The organism is Bradyrhizobium dasycarpum, from assembly GCF_042019905.1.
Lineage (GTDB): Bacteria > Pseudomonadota > Alphaproteobacteria > Rhizobiales > Xanthobacteraceae > Bradyrhizobium > Bradyrhizobium japonicum_B.
In genome coordinates, this window is record NZ_CP169574.1 from 486,325 (window position 1) to 505,345 (window position 19,021).

The following is a 19,021-nucleotide window of genomic DNA, read 5'->3' on the forward strand; positions in this document are numbered from 1 at the left end:
GTTTTCCGGCGAGATCATGCTCATAATAGAACCTGGCCGCGACTCGCAAAGCGCGCGAGCGTGAAACCCGCGCCACATAAAACTGTTAGTTGAAGACTCGAAGAACAGGTCCGGACCGCCGAGAAGGCGGGCGGCTCGGATTCAGGGAGGCGACAATGACGGTACGTTCCATTCTCAGCACCAAGGGCCACCAGATCGTAAGCGTCGAGCCCGACGTCAAGCTGGCCGCCGCGGTCAGGCTGCTCGGTGAGAAGAAGATCGGCGCGGTGCTGGTGATGAACCAGAGCCGGCTCGAAGGCATCCTGTCGGAGCGCGACATCGTCCGTGTGCTCGGCGAGCGCGGCGCCGGCGTGTTGGAAGAGCCGGTGGCTCAGGTCATGACCCGCAAGGTCGTCACCTGCAAGGAGACCGACACCGTCGCCGAGCTCATGGAGATGATGACATCGGGCAAGTTCCGCCATCTGCCCGTGATCGACAACGGCAAGGTGGTTGGCCTGATCTCGATCGGCGACATCGTCAAGCGCCGGGTTCAGGAATACGAGTCCGAGCAGGAAGCCCTGCGCGACTACATCAAGACCGCCTGATCAGGCCTGCTCGTCCGCTTTTGGCGCGGTGCCCGCGGGCGCCGGCGCAAGCACATGGATCGCCTCCTGGATCGATTCCAGCGCGCGCTCGGCGGCACGCGTGCCATATGCGATCAGGTCTTCGGAGCGGTGGAAGTCGAACCAGCCGAACTGGCCGACCCGCGGCGTGATCAGAAGGTCCGGCGGATCGCCGGCGAGGCGGGCGCGGGTGATGCGGTCCTGCATGATGTTGAAGGCATCGACCATCACCGAGGAGATGCCGGGCCGGCCGTTGCCGCCGAAAAATTCGCGCTTCACCGTCTTCTCGGGCGAGAACAGCCGCGGGAAGCGCCGCTTGGCCGCCCGTTCCTCCGCCTCCGGCGCGACCGGGGCGGGCATTGCGCCGTGCGAATAGATCGTCGTGGAATGGGTGAAGATGTCGCTGGAAAGATTTGCCGCGATGACGATTTCGGCGCCGAGCGCCCGGGCGGCCGAGACCGGCACCGGGTTGACCAGCGCGCCGTCGACCAGCCAGCGGTCGCCGATCAGGACGGGCGCGAAGATGCCGGGCAGGGCGTAGGAGGCGCGCATTGCATCGACCACGCGGCCGCGCGTCAGCCAGATCTCGTGGCCGGTGCGGACCTCGGTCGCGACGCTCGCGAACTTGATCGGGAGGTCCTCGATCAGGATCTGTCCGATCGCCTCCTCGAGCCGGGTCGCCAGCTTCTCGCCGCCGAGCAGGCCGGAGCCGTTGAGGCGGATGTCGAGATAGCCGAGGATGTTGCGCATGCCTTGCAGGCTGCGCCCCCATTCCTCGAACGTGTCGAGCCGGCCGGCCGCATGGAGGCCGCCGACCACGGCGCCGATGGAGGTGCCGACCACGACGTCGGGCACGATTCCGTTGGCAATCAGGGTCCTCAGGATTCCGAGATGGGCGAAGCCGCGCGCCGCGCCGCCGCCCAGGGCAAGGCCGATCACCGGCCTGCGGATACTGCCGAGACCGACCTTCTCGCCATTCGAGCCGTTCGCGCCCCGACCTTTCAGTTTGTCCAGCACCGAAACTCTCCTACGCCGGGGCCAGCCCGTAGCTCAGACTAGGCACCGCATTCGCGCTCTGCCAGAACCACGGCGAAGCATGGTTTATGCCGCTTTGGAGAGGGCGCGGGGCAGCAGTATGGCGAGGGGCTGTTGCCGGCGGGGTAATCACGCAGGCGTCAGCGGGTTCCACCGAATCGTCGGGGCCGTATTTCCTGGGGTTTCAGAGGCTTGAATTTGCCGCGTTTTCGGTGAAAAGCAGGAGGCATGACACGCGGGGGTGACGGCATCATCGGATGGCGGCGCAGCATCAGGCTGCTGCCGGCGCTGATGCTCGTCGCGGCCCTCGTTACCTCAGGCCAAGACACTGCGCAGGCGCAGCTTTTCTCCGATCGTCCGCCGCCGGTCCCGCCGGCTTCGGTGCCCGACCCCGGCGGCGCCGTCAGCCTGGCGCCGCCCTCCGGGCCAGGCGCCGGTCCTCCGAGCCTGCCGCCGAGCCTGATGCAGCCGGCCACGCCGAGCATGCCGCCGCCCGCCCTCACCACCGTGCCGCCGGCCGCGCCGCTCAATGCGGCCGTGCCCGGTCAAGGCGTGCTGTCGCTGAGCGCGAAATACGGCAAGGACACGCCGGCGATCACCAGCGGCCTGGTCTGGCGTGTGTTTGCCGACCGTCCGGACGAGAACGGCACCTTCAAGCTGATCCGCGAGGACCGCAACGCCTCGCCCAACATCGTGCTGCCGCCGGGCAATTACGTCGTGCACGTCGCCTTCGGCCTGGTCAGCGCGGTGCGGACCGTCAGCCTGAAGGCCGAGACCGACCGCGAATCCTTCGTGCTGCCGGCCGGCGGCCTGCGCATCGAGGGCCGGGTCGGCACCAGCCGCATTCCGCAGAACCAGATCTCATTCGCGATCTACAAGGGCAGCCAGTTCGAATCCGGTGAGCGTGCCTCGCTGGTGCCGAACGTCGCAGCCGGCGACGTCGTGCTGATCCCGGAAGGCACCTACTACATCGTCTCCAATTACGGTGACGCCAACTCGGTCGTGCGCTCGGACATTCGCGTCCAGGCCGGCAAGCTCACCGACGTCACCATCACCCACCGCGCCGCCGTTATCACGCTCAAGCTGGTCAGCGACAGGGGCGGCGAGGCCCTCGCCAACACCGCCTGGTCGGTGCTGACCCCGGGCGGCGACGTCATCAAGGAATCGATCGGCGCCTTTCCGCGCGTGGTGCTCTCGGAAGGCGAATACCGCGCCATCGCCAAGAACGAGGGCAAGGTCTACGAGCGCGGCTTCAACGTCGTGAACGGCGTCGACGGCGAGGTCGAGGTGGTCGCCCGGTAGGGCCTGGGCGGTGATGCCGCCCGGTGGGACGCCGGACCGATTCCCCTCGCACGGCGCTTCTCATTCCGCGCAGCATCGACCCATCTCCAGTTACCGCTCGTCCGGCGCGCTGGTGCACGGCGGCTCGTCGGCAGCAAAGCCGGTCTTCTGTCTTGAATACCTCCCAGCGCGCCAGGCCGCGGCGGGAGTCCGTAAACACCGGCACGATCGGCTTATTCCGGACGCCTCGCGCATTCACCGCCGCCGGTGGAAGATACCGATTTCCGATCATCAATCTTGTTCTCTTTCCATCCTGCTGGGTTATATCTCGGGCCTTCGTCCAACGGGGGACGCCGGCGCAGATCTGTATGTCTGCGGGACCGGCAGGGAGCAGGGGACCAAGCTCGTCGGCATGTTCGAAGTGATCCTGACCAGGCGCAAGCGGTTCGGCTGGCGATGGCGTGTGTGCGACCAGTCCGGCAAGATCTTTGCCGATGGTTTCGAGCGCACCCGGCCGTCGGCGAAATATCATGGCGAGCGCGCATTGTTCTTCCTGTTGTCGCAGGCCTATCTGCGCAACCGTTCGGCGGCCTCCAGCGAGGACTGATCGCGCGCAAGCCTTCGTTCGTAGCCCCGGGCATCGCAGCGCTCATCCGGGCCTCACCTTACAAATCGACCACCAGCTTGCCCTTGGCGGCGCGATCCCTGATCAGCGCATAGGCATCGCCGACATTCTCCAGCGTGAAACGTCTCGCATCGACGAGCGGCACGAGCTTGCCGGCTTCGACGAGACGCGCGGCCTCCATCAAGATCTCCCCGTGATGCGCACGGCCTTCGCCCGACAGCAGCGGCAGCAGCGTGAAGACGCCGGAATAGGTGGCGGCGCGGAACGACAGCGGCGCGAGCGCGTGCGTCCCCCAGCCCAGTGCGCTCACCACATGGCCGAAGCGACGCACCGCCTCGAAGGAGGCGTCGAGCGCCTTGCCGCCGACGGTGTCGTAGACGATGTCGAAGCCGCGGCCGCCGGTATGTTGTGCAACATAGGCTTCGACCGGGCTGTCGCGGTCGACGAACACCGCGTCGAAACCTTCGATGGTGGCGCGCTGCGATGCCGAGCCCGTGGCGAACACGTCCGCCCCGAAGGCGCGCGCGATCTGGATCGCGACATGACCGACGCCGCCGGCGCCGCCGTGGATCAACACCTTCTGGCCTGCCTTCAGTCCCGCGCGGTCGATCAGGCCTTCCCAGGCGGTGATGACGATCAGGGGCAGCGCGGCCGCTTCCCGCATGCTGAGGTTGCCGGGCTTCAATGCGAGGAGATCGGCATCGACCGCAACGAACTCGGCCAGCGATCCCTGCACGCCGCCGACACCTCCGGTCATGCCGTAGACCTCGTCGCCCGGCTTGAACCGCGTCACCTCGCGCCCGCTGCGTTCGACGACGCCGGCCAGATCGATCCCGGGAATCGCCGGCAGCGGATGGCGCGCATGCGCGGCCGTGCCGGCATGGATCTTGGTGTCGAGCGGATTGACGCCGCTGGCCCGCACCCGGACAAGCACGTCACGCGGACCGATCCCGGGCGTGGAGATGGTTGAGGGTCGCAGCGGCGCGTTGTGAGCTTCCAGCACGGCCGCACGCATCGTCGATTGTGTCGTCATGATCGTCTCGCTCCGTTGTCGCCCTTCAATATGCTCATGAAATTTTGCATGGAAAGAAACGAAGATGTACAATGATCATGCATTTCTGTATGAGGGCCCATTGCGATGAACTGGGGCGATCTGCGCATCTTTCTGGCGATTGCCCGCGAAGGCACGCTCGGCGGCGCCGCGCGAAAAATCGGCCAGACCCAGCCGACGATGGGCCGGCGGCTTCGCGCGCTCGAAGCATCGTTGGGGCAGACGCTGTTCCAGCGCACGGCGGACGGCTTCGTGCTGACTGACGAGGGCACGGCCGTGCTGCGCCACGCCGAGCGGATCGAAGACGAGACACTGGCGCTGCAGCGCCACGTGTCGGGTGCGGAGACGCAGCTCGATGGGGTGTTGCGCCTGTCCTCGTCGGACTGGTTCGGGACGGTGATGCTGTCGCCGGTGATCGCCGCGTTCGGCAAGCGCCACCCCAAAGTGGCGGTGGAGCTTCTGACCGACGCGCGGCTTTACAGTTTGCCGCGGCGCGAAGCCGACCTCGTCTTCCGCATCAAGCCGTTCAGCGAGCCCGAGGTGATCTCCAGAAAGCTGCTGCACATCCCCTACGCGCTCTATGGCAGGAAGGGCAGCAAGCCGCCGCGCGCCGGCGACGGCAGCGGTGTTCGCCTCGTGACCATGAATGCCGAGTTCGCCGAGATGCCGGACGCGGTCTGGCTGAAGCGCATGCTGCCGCATGCGGATATCGCCTCGCGCAGCAACAACAGGCAGGTGCAGGCCGAGCTTTGCGCGAGCGGCGGCGGCCTTGCCGTGTTGCCGCGTCCGCTTGGCGACCGCGACCGCCGTCTGGTCGCGCTCGACATCGGCGCGATACCGCCCGGCCGCGACACCTATGTCGGCTATCATCGCGATATGAAGCGGCTCGCCCGCCTGCGCGCGCTGCTCGACCTCGTGATCGAGACCTTGGCATGACCGACCGCATCAACCCCTTGTGTTGCCTGACGGACGAAACACCCGAGGCCTAGGTCAATCGGCGCTGCCAAAAATATTCTTCTTTCCAGAAATTCGGAAATGGCGTATGTGTCGCGGCAACCCGGCCCAAGGAAGAGGGGCGTATCGCGATCGTCACGAACGCGGGCCGGGCGGCGGTGGACGCCGATGGCATCGGCGCGACGGGTTTCGCAGGGCGGAGAGCCGTGAGCGAAGCGTCTCGCGCACACGACCGGTGCAATCGGCGTACGGCAAAATCGTGTGGTCCTGGCGCCCGGGGTCTGTGCGCCAAGTGTTGCGGTGATGCGGCGGCCCGACCGGGCCCGTGCATCGATCATCCGCAAGGCGACGGGGGCAATAGTGCAACGCTCCCCGGGGAGAGCACGACATAAGCCGTCAAACCACTGCGCAGGGAAGGCCGGGATGTCTCCGGTTGCCCTGTTCTCCGCTATGCACGAAGCACACGCAGTCTGCTCTTGGCATGGCGGTCCATGGGAGCCACCGGCTCCCGGCCTTCCCTGCGCCCTCTTCATTGATGAGGGCGAAGCGACACGCAAAGCTCGGGCGAGCAAAGCCGCGAGAATGCGATCCCATGTCAATCATTCCCCGACGCTCCCGTGCCCCGGACGCTGCGCAGCACGACGTGATGCGCTGCAGAGCCGGGGCCCATGCGGCAGCGAGTGCCGTGGCCTGCTGGGTCCCGGCTCTGCGCAGCAACGCTTCCGCGTTGCAGCGCGTCCGGGACATGAGAGCATCGCCTTCGCACCACCGTCATAGTCTCTAACGCGCACTAACCAACACCCGACTTAAAACTGTCATAATCGCCGAATGGAACCCGCGCCCGCGCTCCTTTTACATGTCGTTAAGTGCGCCTGCATTGGATGCGCCGTGAAAGTGCGTTGGGGACTGCCATGACTGCCGCGAAGAAGATGCCGGGAAAACCGGCCGCCGAAATGTTCGATGACATCCCGGTGCTTCGGCGCAAATGGCATGCCGCATTGAAGCCGGGCGATCGGCTGCCGCGCTACGAGGACGTGATGCTCGGCAGTCTTGGGCGGCTCGCCGATCACATCGCGATCTTGAAGAACGACGGCGCGCTCGAACTGTCGCGGAGCGGACGTTACGTGCAGAAATGGCTCGGCGATGAGCGCTGGGACATTCCCGTCGCCGAATTGTCGCCGGATTGCGCCACGGCGCTGTCGGAAGCCGCGACCAGCGCGCTTGCCAACGGACGGCCGCACCGGGCCAGCGCGCATTGCGTGCGCGACGGCATGGTGCGGACCTACGACGTGCTGGCGCTGCCGACGGCCTCGCGCTGGGGCGCCACGCTGGTCGGCGCCTATGTCAACGAGCGCGGCGCGCAGTACAATCTGCTGGACGCGATCTTCGCCTCGACCGACGACGCGGTGATCTCCCTGGCCACCTTGCGCGATGCCGGCGGCAAGCCGTTCGATCTCCAGGTTGTGCATCACAACAACAGCGCGAGCACGCTGCTGAAAGTCGCGACCGGCAGCCTGTTGTGGCGGCGAATCGGCGAGGGGACGACGCTGCTGGCCCTGCCCGAGATCATGGACTTTCTGCTCAAGACCCTCGCGGGCGGCCGCGGCGAGCAGCTCGAGATCGAGAGCGAGGGCCGGCACCTCCGTCTCGGTGCCACGGCCTTCGCCGACGTGGTTTCGCTGACGATCTCCGATGTCACCGCGCTGAAGCGGCGCGATGCCTCCTTCCGCCTGCTGTTCGACAACAACCCGATGCCGATGTGGGTGTTCGATGCCGAGACCAGGCAGTTCCTCGGCGTCAACGACGCCGCGGTCCAGCACTACGGCTACAGCCGCGCCACCTTCCTGCGCATGAAGCTGCACGAGATCTGGCCGGAGGACGAGTGGGACAGCCACGCCGAGGCGCTCGAACGCCTCGGCGAAGCCTATCATTCCTCGCGCAACTGGCGGCACCTGCGCGCCGACGGCAGCGAGATCGAGGTGCTCACCTTCGGCCGCCGCGTCGCCTTCGACGATCGCGACGGTTATCTGGTCGCGGTGGTCGACATCACCGAACGGCGCAAGGCCGAGGCGCGCATCGCCCACATGGCCCACCATGACGGCCTCACCGACCTGCCGAACCGCGAGTATTTCCGGGAGCGCCTGAAGCAGGCCCTGGATCAGGCCGGGGACAAGCGCGTCGGCGTGCTCTACATCGATCTCGACCTGTTCAAGAACATCAACGATTCCTTCGGCCACCCCGTGGGCGACCGCCTGCTCAAGGAGGTCGCCGGACGCCTGACCAAGGCGGTCCGCGGCGCCAATCTGGCGGCCCGGCTCGGCGGCGACGAGTTCGCGGTGATCCTCGGCGCCGACGTCTCGCCGAACGAGGCCAGCGCCTGCGCTGGCCTGCTGATCGACATGCTGAAGGCGCCTTATGACATCGACGGTCAGGAGATGGTGATCGGCGCCAGCATCGGCATCGCGCTGTCGCCCGGCGACGGCACCACGCCCGAGGAGCTGATGCGAAATGCCGACATGGCGCTGTACCGGGCGAAGTCCGACGGCGGCGGCGTGCACCATTTCTTCGAGCGCGAGATGGATCTGCAGGCGCAGAAGCGCCGCGACATGGAGCTGGACCTGCGTCGCGCGTTCGCCAATGGCGAGTTCGAGCTGCACTACCAGCCGCTGGTGACGATCGCATCCGACCGCATCTCCGGCTTCGAATCGCTCTTGCGTTGGCGTCATCCGGACAAGGGCATGATCTCTCCGGCGGAGTTCATTCCTGTCGCCGAGGACATCGGCCTCATCACCCAGTTGGGGGAGTGGGTGCTGCGCGAAGCCTGCGCAGAGGCGGTCAAATGGCCTGGCGACATCAAGGTCGCGGTCAATCTGTCGCCGGCGCAATTCCGCAGCCGCAACCTGGTGCAGGTCGTGATCTCGGCGCTGGCGCAGTCCGGCCTGTCGCCGCGACGGCTGGAGCTCGAAATCACCGAGTCGATCTTCCTGGCCGAGACCGATGCCAATCTCGCCATCCTGCATCAGCTGCGCGAGCTCGGCGTCGGCATTTCCATGGACGATTTCGGCACCGGCTATTCCAGCCTGAGCTATTTGCGCAGCTTTCCGTTCGACAAGATCAAGATCGACCGTTCCTTCGTGAAGGATCTGGCGGAGCGGCCCGATTGTGGCGCAATCGTGCGCGCGATCTCGGGCCTCGGCCGCAGCCTCAACATCACCACGACTGCGGAGGGCGTCGAGACCGAGGACCAGCTCGACTGGCTGCGCGCCGAAGGCTGCAACGAGGTGCAGGGGTTTCTGTTCAGCGCGGCGCGGCCCGCGGCCGAGATCGCAAAGCTGCTCGCCGATTTCGGTCGGCGCGCCTCACGGGCGGCGTAGCCCCTCGGGATAGCAATCGTAGACCAGCGCCTTGAACGCGGGCGTGATGCGGCCGCGCTCGGTCTGGGTCTGCTGCATCATGAGGTAGATCATGTCGAGATTGGGATCGACGCCGAAATAGGTGCCGCTTCCCGAGTCCCATTTCAACTCGCCGAGCGAACCCGGCGGCGGCGGTTTTGCGTTGCCGGGATCGGTCCGTACCGCAAGGCCGTAGCCATAGCCGAAGCCGTCGCCCGGGAAATAGAAATAGTCGCGTGCGACGCCGGAGCCGGGTCCGATGTGATCGGTCGTCATGGCCTCGAACGCGGCCGGGCTGAGGTAGCGCTTGCCTTCGAATTCGCCGCCGTTGAGCAGCATCTGCGCGAAGCGCTGATAGTCGGTGATGGTCGAGAGCAGGCCGCCGCCGCCGGACTGCCATTCGGGATGGGCGAGACGCTCGCGCTCGCCGGCGAGCAGGATGAAGTCGTTCGGCAGCGGCCGCGCCATCCGCGCAATCTCGTCCTCGGTCGCGAGCACGAATTTGGTGCTGTTCATGCCGAGCGGGTCGAAGAAGCGCTGTTTCAGGAATTGATACAGCGTCTGGCCCGAGACGATCTCGATGATGCCGCCGAGCACGTCGGTGGAATGGCCGTAGCGCCACAGCGCTCCTGGCTGCCGTGCCAGCGGCAGCCTGGCGATCCGGTCGGCGAACTCCCTGTTGTTGAAAGGACCTTCGAAGATGTTGGCCGCCTTGTAGGCATGCTCGACCCATTCGGCTCCGATATAATCGTAGCTGATGCCCGAGGTTTGCCGCAGCAGATCCTCGATGCTGACGGGACGGACCGGGGCCACGAAGTCAAGTTCCAGCTCGCCGTGCGGATCGGTGGTCTGGAGGCCCACCTTGGTCTTGGCAAAGAGGGGGACGTATTTGGATACGGGATCGGTGAGCGCCAGCTTGCCCTCGTCGATCAGCATCATCGCGCCAAGGCAGGTGATCGGCTTGGTCATGGAATGGATGGCAAAGATCGTGTCCGGCGTCATGGCAAGGCCGGTCCTGGTGTCGCGCACGCCGAAGGTCTTCAGATAGACCGGCTTGCCGTGCTGCTGGATCAGGATCACCGCGCCCGGCAGTCGGCCGCTCGTCACCTCGTTGTCGAAATACGCCGTGATGCGGTCGAGCCCCTCGGATGAGGGGGCGGGGACGTTCGCCGCCCGGCTTCGCGCCATCGTGCCGGCGAGCATCGCCGCCCCGACCAGAAATTCACGGCGTCGCATCCGGGCTTCCTCCCTCGGCGGGATCAAAGCCGCACAACGTTCGGGGCGTCAACACGCCATCGATTAAAAACGCGTCACGATTTCCGAAAGGAACGGTCGCGGACGATCTTCGCTCGGCTTGGTCGGCGTGCCGATATGGATGAAGCCGGCGAGCTTCTCATCCGGCTTGAGGCCGAGGCCATCGAGCACGTCGCGGTCGAACGCGAACCAGCTGGTCAGCCAGCAGGCGCCGTAGCCGAGCGCCGTCGCGGCCGTGACGATGTTCATGGCGCTGGCGCCTGCCGACAATTCCTGCTCGAACGCCGGCACCTTCGGATGCGGCTTGGTGAAGCTGACGATGCCGATCACCAGCGGTGCATCCATGAGGCGCTTGCGTTCGGTCTCGACATCGGCCGCCGGCGCGCCGGGATTCTTCCGCGCAAAGACTTTTGCGATCACCTCGCCGGCGCGCTGGCGGGCCTCGCCCTCGAAGACGATGAAGCGCCAGGGGGCCAGCTTGCCGTGGTCGGGCACGCGCGCCCCGATGGTGAGGATCGTTTCGAGCTCGGCCGGCGAGGGGCCGGGCCCGCTCATCTCACGCGGCTTGACCGAGCGGCGGGTCTTCAGGAGTTCGATGGCGTCGGGCAATGCGATATCCTCGTCAACTGGTCTGCGGGCGTGCCATGCCGAGATAAGCATGCACGCCCGCGACCGGAAGTGAATTTAGAGCGATTTCAGGGATCAAACGGCGCCACGCGCCCGCCGGACATCCGGCGGGGTTGCCTCGTCGACCAGCGCGGCGATCGCCTCGGCGGTCGTCATCACCTTCTGACCGTCGCTGCCGAGCCGGCGGACCGAGACCGAATGCGTCTCGGCCTCCTTCTTGCCGACCACGAGCAGCGCCGGAATCTTGGCCAGCGAGTGCTCGCGGACCTTGTAGTTGATCTTTTCGTTGCGCAGGTCGATCTCGACCCGCAGCCCGGCGCGCCGTGCCTGCTCCAATACCACCTTGGCGTATTCGTCGCCTTCCGAGGTGATGGTCGTGACCAGCGCCTGCACCGGAGCCAGCCAGAGCGGGAAGTTGCCGGCATAGTGCTCGATCAGGATGCCGATATAGCGCTCCATCGAGCCGCAGATCGCGCGGTGCACCATCACAGGCGGCTTCTTGCCGCCGTCATGGTCGATGTAGAACGCGCCGAAGCGCTCCGGCAGGTTGAAGTCGACCTGCGTGGTGCCGCACTGCCAGTCGCGGCCGATGGCATCGCGCAGCACGTACTCGAACTTCGGCCCGTAGAAGGCGCCTTCGCCAGGGTTGATCTCGGTCTTGATGTGATTGTTCTGCGACTGGATCTCGCGCAGCACGGTGGCCATCACGCGCTCGGCGTGATCCCACATCGCATCGGTGCCGACGCGCTTTTCCGGCCGGGTCGAGAGCTTCACGGTGAGATCGCCGGTGAAGCCGAAATCGGCATAGGTCGACAGGATCAGATCGTTGATCTTCAGGCACTCTTCGGCGAGCTGATCCTCGGTGCAGAAGATGTGGGCATCGTCCTGGGTGAAGCCGCGCACGCGCATCAGGCCGTGCATGGCGCCCGACGGCTCATAGCGATGCACCACGCCGAACTCGGCGAGGCGCAATGGCAGGTCGCGGTAGCTCTTCAGGCCGTGCTTGAAGATCTGCACGTGACCCGGGCAGTTCATCGGCTTGAGTGCAAACCAGCGCTTGTCCTCGGCCTCGTCGCCGGCCGACTGCGCCGCGAACATGTTCTCTCGGTACCAGCCCCAATGGCCCGAGGTCTCCCACAAGACCTTGTCGAGGATCTGCGGCGCGTTGACCTCGCTGTAATCGCCGGAGAGGCGGCGGCGCATATAGGCGATCAGCTGCTGGAAGATGGTCCAGCCCTTCGGGTGCCAGAACACGACGCCCGGGCCTTCCTCCTGGAAATGGAAGAGGTCGAGCTCGCGCCCGAGCTTGCGGTGGTCGCGCTTCTCGGCCTCCTCGATCTGCTTGAGGTAGGCGTCGAGATCCTCCTGCTTGGCGAAGGCGGTGCCGTAGATGCGGGTCAGCATCGGGTTGTTGCTGTCGCCGCGCCAATAGGCGCCGGCCACCTTCATCAATTTGAAGGCGTTGCCGACCTTGCCGGTCGAGGTCATGTGCGGGCCGCGGCAGAGATCGAACCAGTCGCCCTGGTAGTAGATCTTGATCGGCTCGGTGCCGGGAATGGCGTCGACCAGCTCGACCTTGAAGGCCTCGCCCTTGTCGCGAAACACCTGCTTGGTCTTTTCGCGGTCCCAGACCTCTTTCGTGAAGGGTTGGTCGCGCGCGATGATCTCGCGCATCTTCTTCTCGATCGCGGCAAAGTCTTCCGGCGTGAACGGCTCGTTGCGGAAGAAGTCGTAGTAGAAGCCGTTCTCGATCACGGGACCGATCGTGACCTGCGTGCCCGGCCACAGGGTCTGCACGGCTTCGGCCAGCACGTGCGCGCAATCGTGGCGGATCAATTCGAGCGCGCGCGGATCGTCACGATTGACGAGCTCGATCCTGGCGTCGTCCTCGATCGGGTCGTTGAGGTCGGTGAGCACGCCGTCGAGCGCCATCGCGACCGTGCGCTTGGCCAGCGACGGCGAGATGCCCTTGGCGATGTCGAGGCCGGTGATGCTCTTGTCGTATTCGCGCCGGGCGCCGTCGGGAAAGGTGAGGGTGACCTTGGCGGCGGGGGTCACGGGCTTGAGATTGGACAGGCTGTACTGGAAGCCGGACTCGGATTTGGGCTGATCGGTCATTGCTTTTCTCCTGAGGCTCACTCCTGCGAACGAGCGCAGGTAAGCGGGAACGAGCGATATATCAGGCGATTCGGCCTGCGCAATCCGGCAAATCCAAGAAAGTGGCGCGCAAAAGCCGAGACGGCGCTTCAACTATTTGGCCGCGTGCCCTTTTACTTGCCGCGGGCCTGCTCTACATGCAGTTGCATGAAAAATCCGCCCGTTGCTGGTCGTTTCGCGCCGACCGCCCTGATGCTTGGCAACCTCGTCACCGGCTGCTCCGTGCTCGCCCCCGCGGGCATGCTGCCGGAATTGGCTGGGGGACTCGATGTCAGCATTCATGCCGCCGGGCTGCTCATCACCTTCGGCGCGGTGACGCTCTGCATCGGCTCGCCGCTAACGGCCTGGCTGACCAGCCGCATCGAACGGCGGACGCTGCTCACCGCGACGCTCGCCGTGCTTGCTTTGGGCAATCTCGCCTCGGCCTTTGCCCCTGACTACACCAGCCTCCTGGTTATCCGCCTCGTCATGCTCGCGGTCGGTGCGCTCTACACGCCGCAGGCCGCCGGCACGGCGGCGCTGATCGTGCCGGCCGAGCGGCGCGGCAGCGCCATCGCGTATGTCTTTCTCGGCTGGTCGCTGGCTGCCGCCGTCGGTCTTCCGCTGATCACCTTTATCGCCAGCCGCTATGGCTGGCGGGCAGCCTATGGCGAGATCGGTGTGCTCGGTTGTCTCAGCTTCGTGCTGTTGCTGCTGCGATTGCCGGCGGGCTTGCAGGGAGTGCCGGTGGTTTTGAAGACCTGGCGCGACGTCGGCCGCGACACGACGATTCTGCTGTTGCTTGCGATCACCATGCTGCACATGTCCGGTCAGTTCGTTGTCTTCACCTACATGGGCCCGCTGCTCAACAAGCTCACCGGCGCCGGTCCCGACGCGATCGGCACGGTGTTCGCGCTCTACGGCGTCTGCGGCTTCCTCGGCGTCGTCATCGCCACCCGCATCGTCGACACCTGGGGGCCCTATCGGACCTCGCTGCTGTTCACCTGCCTGCTGCTGGCGGGGATCACGGGCTGGGCGCTCGGCGCCGGTACGCTTGCTTTCATGACGTGCGGGGTCGCGATCTGGGGCCTCGGCTTTGCCTCGACCAATTCGATGCAGCAGGTACGGCTGGTCGCCGCCGCACCGTCGCTGGCATCGGCGACCGTCGCGCTCAACACCTCGGTCCTCTATATCGGCCAGGCGGTCGGCTCCGCCATTGGCGGATTGTTGTTCGCCCGCGAGCTCCTGCACACCCTCGGCTTCGTCGCCGTCGGTTTCGTCGCGCTGGCGCTGATCCTGGTGGTCCTGACCCGGCCCAATCAGGTCGCTGCCACAGCCTGACTTTCGCGCCTGGCGTGCGCAAGGTGCTTGGCAAACAGCGCGCGAGAGGGCTAGAACGCCAGTCATGGGGACCAAAGAGAGTTGACTGAAATGAGGATGATTCTGGCGGTTGCCGCGGTGCTCTATTCAGCCTCCGCGTTCGCGCAAGCCGACAAGCCACCGATGGTCGGGGACAAGCCCTTGGTGCAGGTCAAGCCCAAAGGGACCAAGGAGGCGACGGCGAAGCCGGCCGCGGCGCCGAAGGGCAAGCCGCAATCGATCGCCGTGCGGCTCCAGGCCTGTCTCGAGATCGACGACGGCACCAAGGATCGCCTCAATTGCTACGACGCCGTGATACCGCCGGCCCCGAAGCCGAAGCCTGCGAAGGCCAAGGGCTACGCCGATTGCCGGTTCTTCAAGGAAGAGGACGAGCGGCTGACCTGCTTCAACGGTTTTGCCGAGAGCATCCCGAAGCTGCCCAAGAACTGAGGCTGCGCACATGCTCAGCCGCTGATACGGCTGAGCAGCCGCAAAGCTAACGGCTCGATGCCACGCGCGTCAGCGCCAGCGACGGCGTCGCCGCCATCTTCACCAGCACGTCCTTGAGCGGATCCTGCGTCCAGGCGCGGGTGACATAGTCGCGATGAGTGATGCCGTCGGCGGTCTCGACGAACACCACGCTGCCTGGGCGGAGCGGCTGATCCATGTCCTCGGCGACGCTGATGCCCTTCTGGCGGAGCATGCTCATCAGCTCGCGGTCGCGCCGCGCGGTGTGGCGGGTGTAGGCGCTGACGAAGAAGCCGGAGCGGTGGCTTTCGATCCAGGACGCGAACTTGTCCAGTTCGCCGTAGATGGCATCGAGCAGCACGACGCCGCGGACGCGCTCGCTGATGCCGCCGACCTCCAGGCTCCAGGCCGTCGGCAGGAAACCGCCGCTATAGCCGACGATCACGATCGGCATGCTGGCGAAGGCGCGCGCGCCGTTGGGATCGCCGGTGACGCGGGCGAGGTGCTCGGCCGCTTCAGCCATGAAGCGCTTGAAGCCGCCCGGTTGCCAGAACTTGCCGGCGCTGGAATCGGCGGCATCGACCGCCATCTGCGGGGCGAGCAGAACGGCGTTGGCGCCGGAATCGGTGATCTGCTTGGGCACCAGCTGGCGATCGCGCACGTCGCGTTCGAGCGTTGCGCCGTTGCCATGGAAGAACACCACGATCACGCCCGGCTTGCGCACGTCGAAATGCTCGGGCACGTGCACCAGCACGCGGCTGTCATTATAGGTCTCGTCCTGCCAGAACACGCGACCGGAATAGCTGCGATGGCCGCGGCGGTCGCCCTTGGCAATGTTGAGGAACGGTGCGTCGGAGGCGGGGTTGTTGCCGAAATAGGGAAAGGCCGACGACTTCATGCTGACCAGGGTCGTCAGGCCCTCGCGGGCGGGGCGCTTGTAGGGGACCTGCGGCTCGAGGCGAGGCGACCTTGTAAGGTGCCTGCTCCGGCGGCTGCTGCACGGCGCGCTTGGGCGAGAAATCCGACATCTGCCGCTGCAGAAGACTTTCGCTTGCGGACGGAAAGCGCTCTCTGAACTGCGGGGCAGGGAAGCGATCCTCGAACGTGTCGCCGCTCGCCACTTTCTGGTTCGTCTTCGCAACGACCTGGACGTTCGCCTGCGAGTTCGCCGCGAGCGCCGCCGGGTTCGGTGCCTTGCCGCATTGAGCCAGCGTCAGCGACAGCGGCACCAAGGCTGAGATCAGGCCGAGCCGGAGCGCACGACCGCGCGCATCGGAGGGGGTCCGATCGGCACGCATGTCAGCTCTCGGTTTCGGAACGGCCCCGACCATCCACCCATGACCCCAAAGTCACGTCCAATCGGCAATCTCCAGACAATTGAGCCGACCAGCGTTTAGGCGACGTTAAGCGTCCGGAGAAACTTCCCCACATCCGGAACGCTCAAAAGGACCATGCAATCGTGTCCTGATTGTGGGGAGGGAGGACGGGGCTTTCCGGGGCTTGTGCCGCTTTTTTCTCTCGTTAGCGGCAATAGCGGTGCTCAAGTACCCGCTTCCGTTGCCTCATATAACCCTTGTTAACCCTGCTTGAATTGACTGGGCCAAGCTGCACGATGCGCCCGCGAGGCACCACGCCTCAGGCCAAGGACCCCGATGACGGCATCAGATGCGGGAACCGAACCCTGGACTGGCCGGCTGACCGGAAGCGGGACAGGGGTCTCGGTTCTGGTCGCGACCGCCATCGTCGTGGCCGACATGATCGGGGTCGGCGTCTTCACCAGCCTCGGCTTTCAGGTCAAGGATATCCCCTCCGGCTTCTCGATCCTGTTGCTGTGGACCGTCGGCGGCATCGTCGCGCTCTGCGGGGTGTTCGCCTACAGCGAGCTCGGGGCGATGTTTCCCCGCTCGAGCGGCGAGTACAATTTCCTCGGCCGTGCCTATCATCCGGCGTTCGGCTTTCTCGCCGGCTGGGTGTCGGCGACGGTGGGCTCTCGCAGCGCCGGTCGCGCTTGCCGCGATGGCGTTCGGCGAATACGCCAAATCGGTCGTGCCCGATCTGCCGCCGATACCGCTAGCCATCGCCGTGGTGTGGCTGGTCTCGCTCGTGCAGCTGACCGGCGTCAGGCATTCCTCGACCTTCCAGCTGATCTCGACCATCATCAAGGTCGCGCTGATCGTCGCATTCCTAGTCGCCGGCTTCGTCATCGGCGTGCCGCAGCCGATCACCTTCACGCCGCAGCCGGGTGATCTCGCCCACATCGTCAGCGCGCCGTTCGCGATCGGGCTCGTCTTCGTGATGTATTCATTCTCGGGCTGGAATGCCGCGACGTACATCATTGGCGAGATGAACATGCCGCAGCGGAATCTGCCGCGCGCGATGCTGGCGGGGACGCTGATCGTGCTCGTGCTGTATGTCGCGCTGAACGCGGTGTTCCTCTATTCCACGCCGGTCGGTGCGCTCGCCGGCCAGCTCGATGTGGCCAGTGTTGCCGGCACCGCGATCTTCGGCAGTCTCGGCGGCCGCATCGTCGGCGCGATGATCTGCGTCGGCCTGGTCTCCTCGATCTCCGCGATGATGTGGATCGGCCCGCGCGTGATGATGACGATGGGGGAGGACATTCCGGCCCTGCGCGTGTTCTCGAAGCGATCGACGAGCGGCGCGCCGGCCTATGCCATCCTGTTCCAGCTCGCGGTCGCGACGCTGCTGCTGTTCACGCGCAGCTTCGAGGCGGTGCTCGACTTCATCCAGTTCGCACTGTTGTTCTGCTCTTTTTTCACGGTCGCCGGCGTCATCAAGTTGCGCATCACCGCCCCCGATCTGCCCAGGCCCTATCGCGCCTGGGGATACCCGTTCACGCCCCTGGTTTTCCTGCTCGTGACCGCGTTCATGATGTACTACCTCTTGACCGAGCGGCCGGTGCAGTCGCTTTCGGGGATGCTCGTCATGCTGTCGGGCCTGTTGATTTATGCCGTTTTCCGCAGGCGGCCGGTCGCCGCTGGCAATTCACACAATCGCGAATAGAGATGTTTCGACCCCTCAGAATTGCAGCCGCCGCTTTTGCCCTGCTGGCTGCGGCCGTCTCGTCCGCCCGCGCCGCCGACATCACCTTCGATGACACCGCGCGCTTCCTTGCGGGCATGCAGCCTTCGGCGGACTCGCCGCTGTTGCCGCTGACAAAGGAGCCGGGGTGGCAGCGCCATGCCAAGTTCTTCGACGGCGCCTTCGCCCAGCTCGAACAGCGCCAGCTCTCGAAGATCCGCGATTGGGCCGACGTCAATCTCGCCGCGCCCCGGCCGACCATGTTCTACATGTTCAGCGGCCCGGATTTCCTCTACGCCAACGCCTTCTATGCCAAGGCCAGCACCTACGTGCTCGGTGCGCTGGAGCCGGTCGGTGCCGTGCCCGATTTGACGCGGCTGCCGCGCGGTTCGATCAGTGCCGCGCTCTACAATGTCGAACGTTCGCTCGGCTCGATCCTGAGCTTCTCGTTCTTCATCACCAAGCAGATGAAGGTCGACCTGCACGCCAATCAGGTCAACGGCACCTTGCCGATCCTCTATGTCTTCCTGGCGCGCTCCGGCAAGACCATCCGCAACGTCGAGATGGTCGCGCTCGACGCCAAGGGGGGATGCATGCCGCTGGCGACAATCCGGGACCGAACGCCGCCCACGGCGTGCGCATCACCTTCGCCGGCAGCGACGGCGAGACACGCACCCTGTATTATTTCTCCACCGACCTTTCCAATGCCGGCGCGCGCAACACCGGCTTCCTGAAATTCTGCGAGACGCTGGGGCCGGGCAACAGCCTGCTCAAGAGCGCGTCCTATCTCCTGCACTCCGGAAACTTCACCGTCGTCCGCGACTGGCTGCTCGCCAACAGCGCCACCATTATCCAGGACGATTCCGGCATTCCGCTTGCGAATTACGGCGCACGGCAGTGGCGGTTCTTCCCGTTCGGCCGCTATCTCGGGCCGATCGGCGAATTCCCCGGCCGCTACCAGGAGCGCTACGCCGCGCTGTTCACTCGGGCCCAGCCGATCGACTTCGGCGTCGGCTACCGCTGGCGCATGCACGAGTCGAATTTGCTGCTCGCGGTGAAAGTGCCGGGCAGCGAAACGCCGCCAAGCGGGGAGGCGACCTCGTCGGCCGAGCCGGCGCCGAAGCCGCCGCGTCCGAAACGGCTGCGACCGCCCGAGTCGATCCCGCCGCAGTCCGGGCGCTTCTACTGGTTCCGGTGA

The 19,021-nt window shown here is 65.7% G+C and carries 12 protein-coding genes and 3 pseudogenes; 9 read left to right on the top strand and 6 right to left on the bottom strand.

Annotated features, from left to right (window positions below):
* Positions 1–155: 155 nt before the first annotated feature.
* The gene (locus ACETMP_RS02365; RefSeq protein ID WP_375159762.1) at positions 156–584 is read left to right on the top strand and encodes a CBS domain-containing protein; all 429 of its coding nucleotides are present in this window, start codon (positions 156–158) and stop codon (positions 582–584) included.
* Here the strand turns inward: ACETMP_RS02365 and ACETMP_RS02370 are convergent, their stop codons facing one another.
* Complete coding sequence (locus tag ACETMP_RS02370) at positions 585–1,619, bottom strand: patatin-like phospholipase family protein (RefSeq protein WP_375159763.1); 1,035 nt, start codon at positions 1,617–1,619, stop codon at positions 585–587.
* 246 nt (positions 1,620–1,865) lie between these two features.
* Between ACETMP_RS02370 and ACETMP_RS02375 the strand changes: the two genes are divergently transcribed.
* Positions 1,866–2,939 carry a hypothetical protein gene (locus ACETMP_RS02375; RefSeq protein WP_375159764.1) on the top strand — a complete coding sequence of 358 codons (1,074 nt, stop codon included), beginning with the start codon at positions 1,866–1,868 and terminating at the stop codon, positions 2,937–2,939.
* Positions 2,940–2,949: 10 nt separating this feature from the next.
* Positions 2,950–3,525: a hypothetical protein gene (locus ACETMP_RS02380; RefSeq protein WP_375159765.1), complete on the top strand. Its 576-nt coding sequence runs from the start codon at positions 2,950–2,952 to the stop codon at positions 3,523–3,525.
* Positions 3,526–3,583: 58 nt separating this feature from the next.
* On the opposite strand, the gene ACETMP_RS02385 is transcribed toward ACETMP_RS02380, so the two are convergent.
* Entirely contained in the window at positions 3,584–4,576 is a 993-nt protein-coding gene (locus ACETMP_RS02385; RefSeq protein WP_375159766.1) for a zinc-dependent alcohol dehydrogenase family protein, read from the bottom strand.
* A 105-nt stretch (positions 4,577–4,681) separates the two neighbouring features.
* Between ACETMP_RS02385 and ACETMP_RS02390 the strand changes: the two genes are divergently transcribed.
* Entirely contained in the window at positions 4,682–5,530 is an 849-nt protein-coding gene (locus ACETMP_RS02390) for a LysR family transcriptional regulator (protein ID WP_375159767.1), read from the top strand.
* A gap of 929 nt (positions 5,531–6,459) precedes the next feature.
* Positions 6,460–8,922, top strand: coding sequence for a putative bifunctional diguanylate cyclase/phosphodiesterase (locus ACETMP_RS02395; RefSeq protein ID WP_375159768.1), 2,463 nt, complete (start codon positions 6,460–6,462; stop codon positions 8,920–8,922).
* On the opposite strand, the gene ACETMP_RS02400 is transcribed toward ACETMP_RS02395, so the two are convergent.
* The 3 genes from ACETMP_RS02400 to thrS all read right to left on the bottom strand — a co-directional run bounded on the left by ACETMP_RS02400 (position 8,908) and on the right by thrS (position 12,939).
* Complete coding sequence (locus ACETMP_RS02400) at positions 8,908–10,176, bottom strand: serine hydrolase domain-containing protein (protein WP_375159769.1); 1,269 nt, start codon at positions 10,174–10,176, stop codon at positions 8,908–8,910. The genes ACETMP_RS02395 and ACETMP_RS02400 overlap by 15 nt on opposite strands.
* 63 nt (positions 10,177–10,239) lie before the next feature.
* Positions 10,240–10,803, bottom strand: a complete 564-nt coding sequence (locus tag ACETMP_RS02405) for a nitroreductase (protein ID WP_375159770.1) — start codon at positions 10,801–10,803, stop codon at positions 10,240–10,242.
* 93 nt (positions 10,804–10,896) lie between these two features.
* On the bottom strand, positions 10,897–12,939 hold the full coding sequence (gene thrS / locus ACETMP_RS02410) for a threonine--tRNA ligase (protein ID WP_375159771.1): 2,043 nt from the start codon (positions 12,937–12,939) through the stop codon (positions 10,897–10,899).
* A gap of 186 nt (positions 12,940–13,125) precedes the next feature.
* On the opposite strand from thrS, the gene ACETMP_RS02415 reads away from it, so the two are divergent.
* Complete coding sequence (locus tag ACETMP_RS02415) at positions 13,126–14,298, top strand: MFS transporter (RefSeq protein WP_375159772.1); 1,173 nt, start codon at positions 13,126–13,128, stop codon at positions 14,296–14,298.
* A gap of 90 nt (positions 14,299–14,388) precedes the next feature.
* Entirely contained in the window at positions 14,389–14,766 is a 378-nt protein-coding gene (locus tag ACETMP_RS02420) for a hypothetical protein (protein ID WP_375159773.1), read from the top strand.
* 46 nt (positions 14,767–14,812) lie between these two features.
* Here ACETMP_RS02420 and ACETMP_RS02425 read toward each other — a convergent pair.
* A pseudogene (locus tag ACETMP_RS02425) lies at positions 14,813–16,115 on the bottom strand (alpha/beta hydrolase).
* 321 nt (positions 16,116–16,436) lie between these two features.
* On the opposite strand from ACETMP_RS02425, the pseudogene ACETMP_RS02430 reads away from it, so the two are divergent.
* Positions 16,437–17,805 (top strand): annotated as a pseudogene (locus tag ACETMP_RS02430) (APC family permease).
* A gap of 2 nt (positions 17,806–17,807) precedes the next feature.
* Positions 17,808–19,021, top strand: a pseudogene (locus ACETMP_RS02435) (hypothetical protein).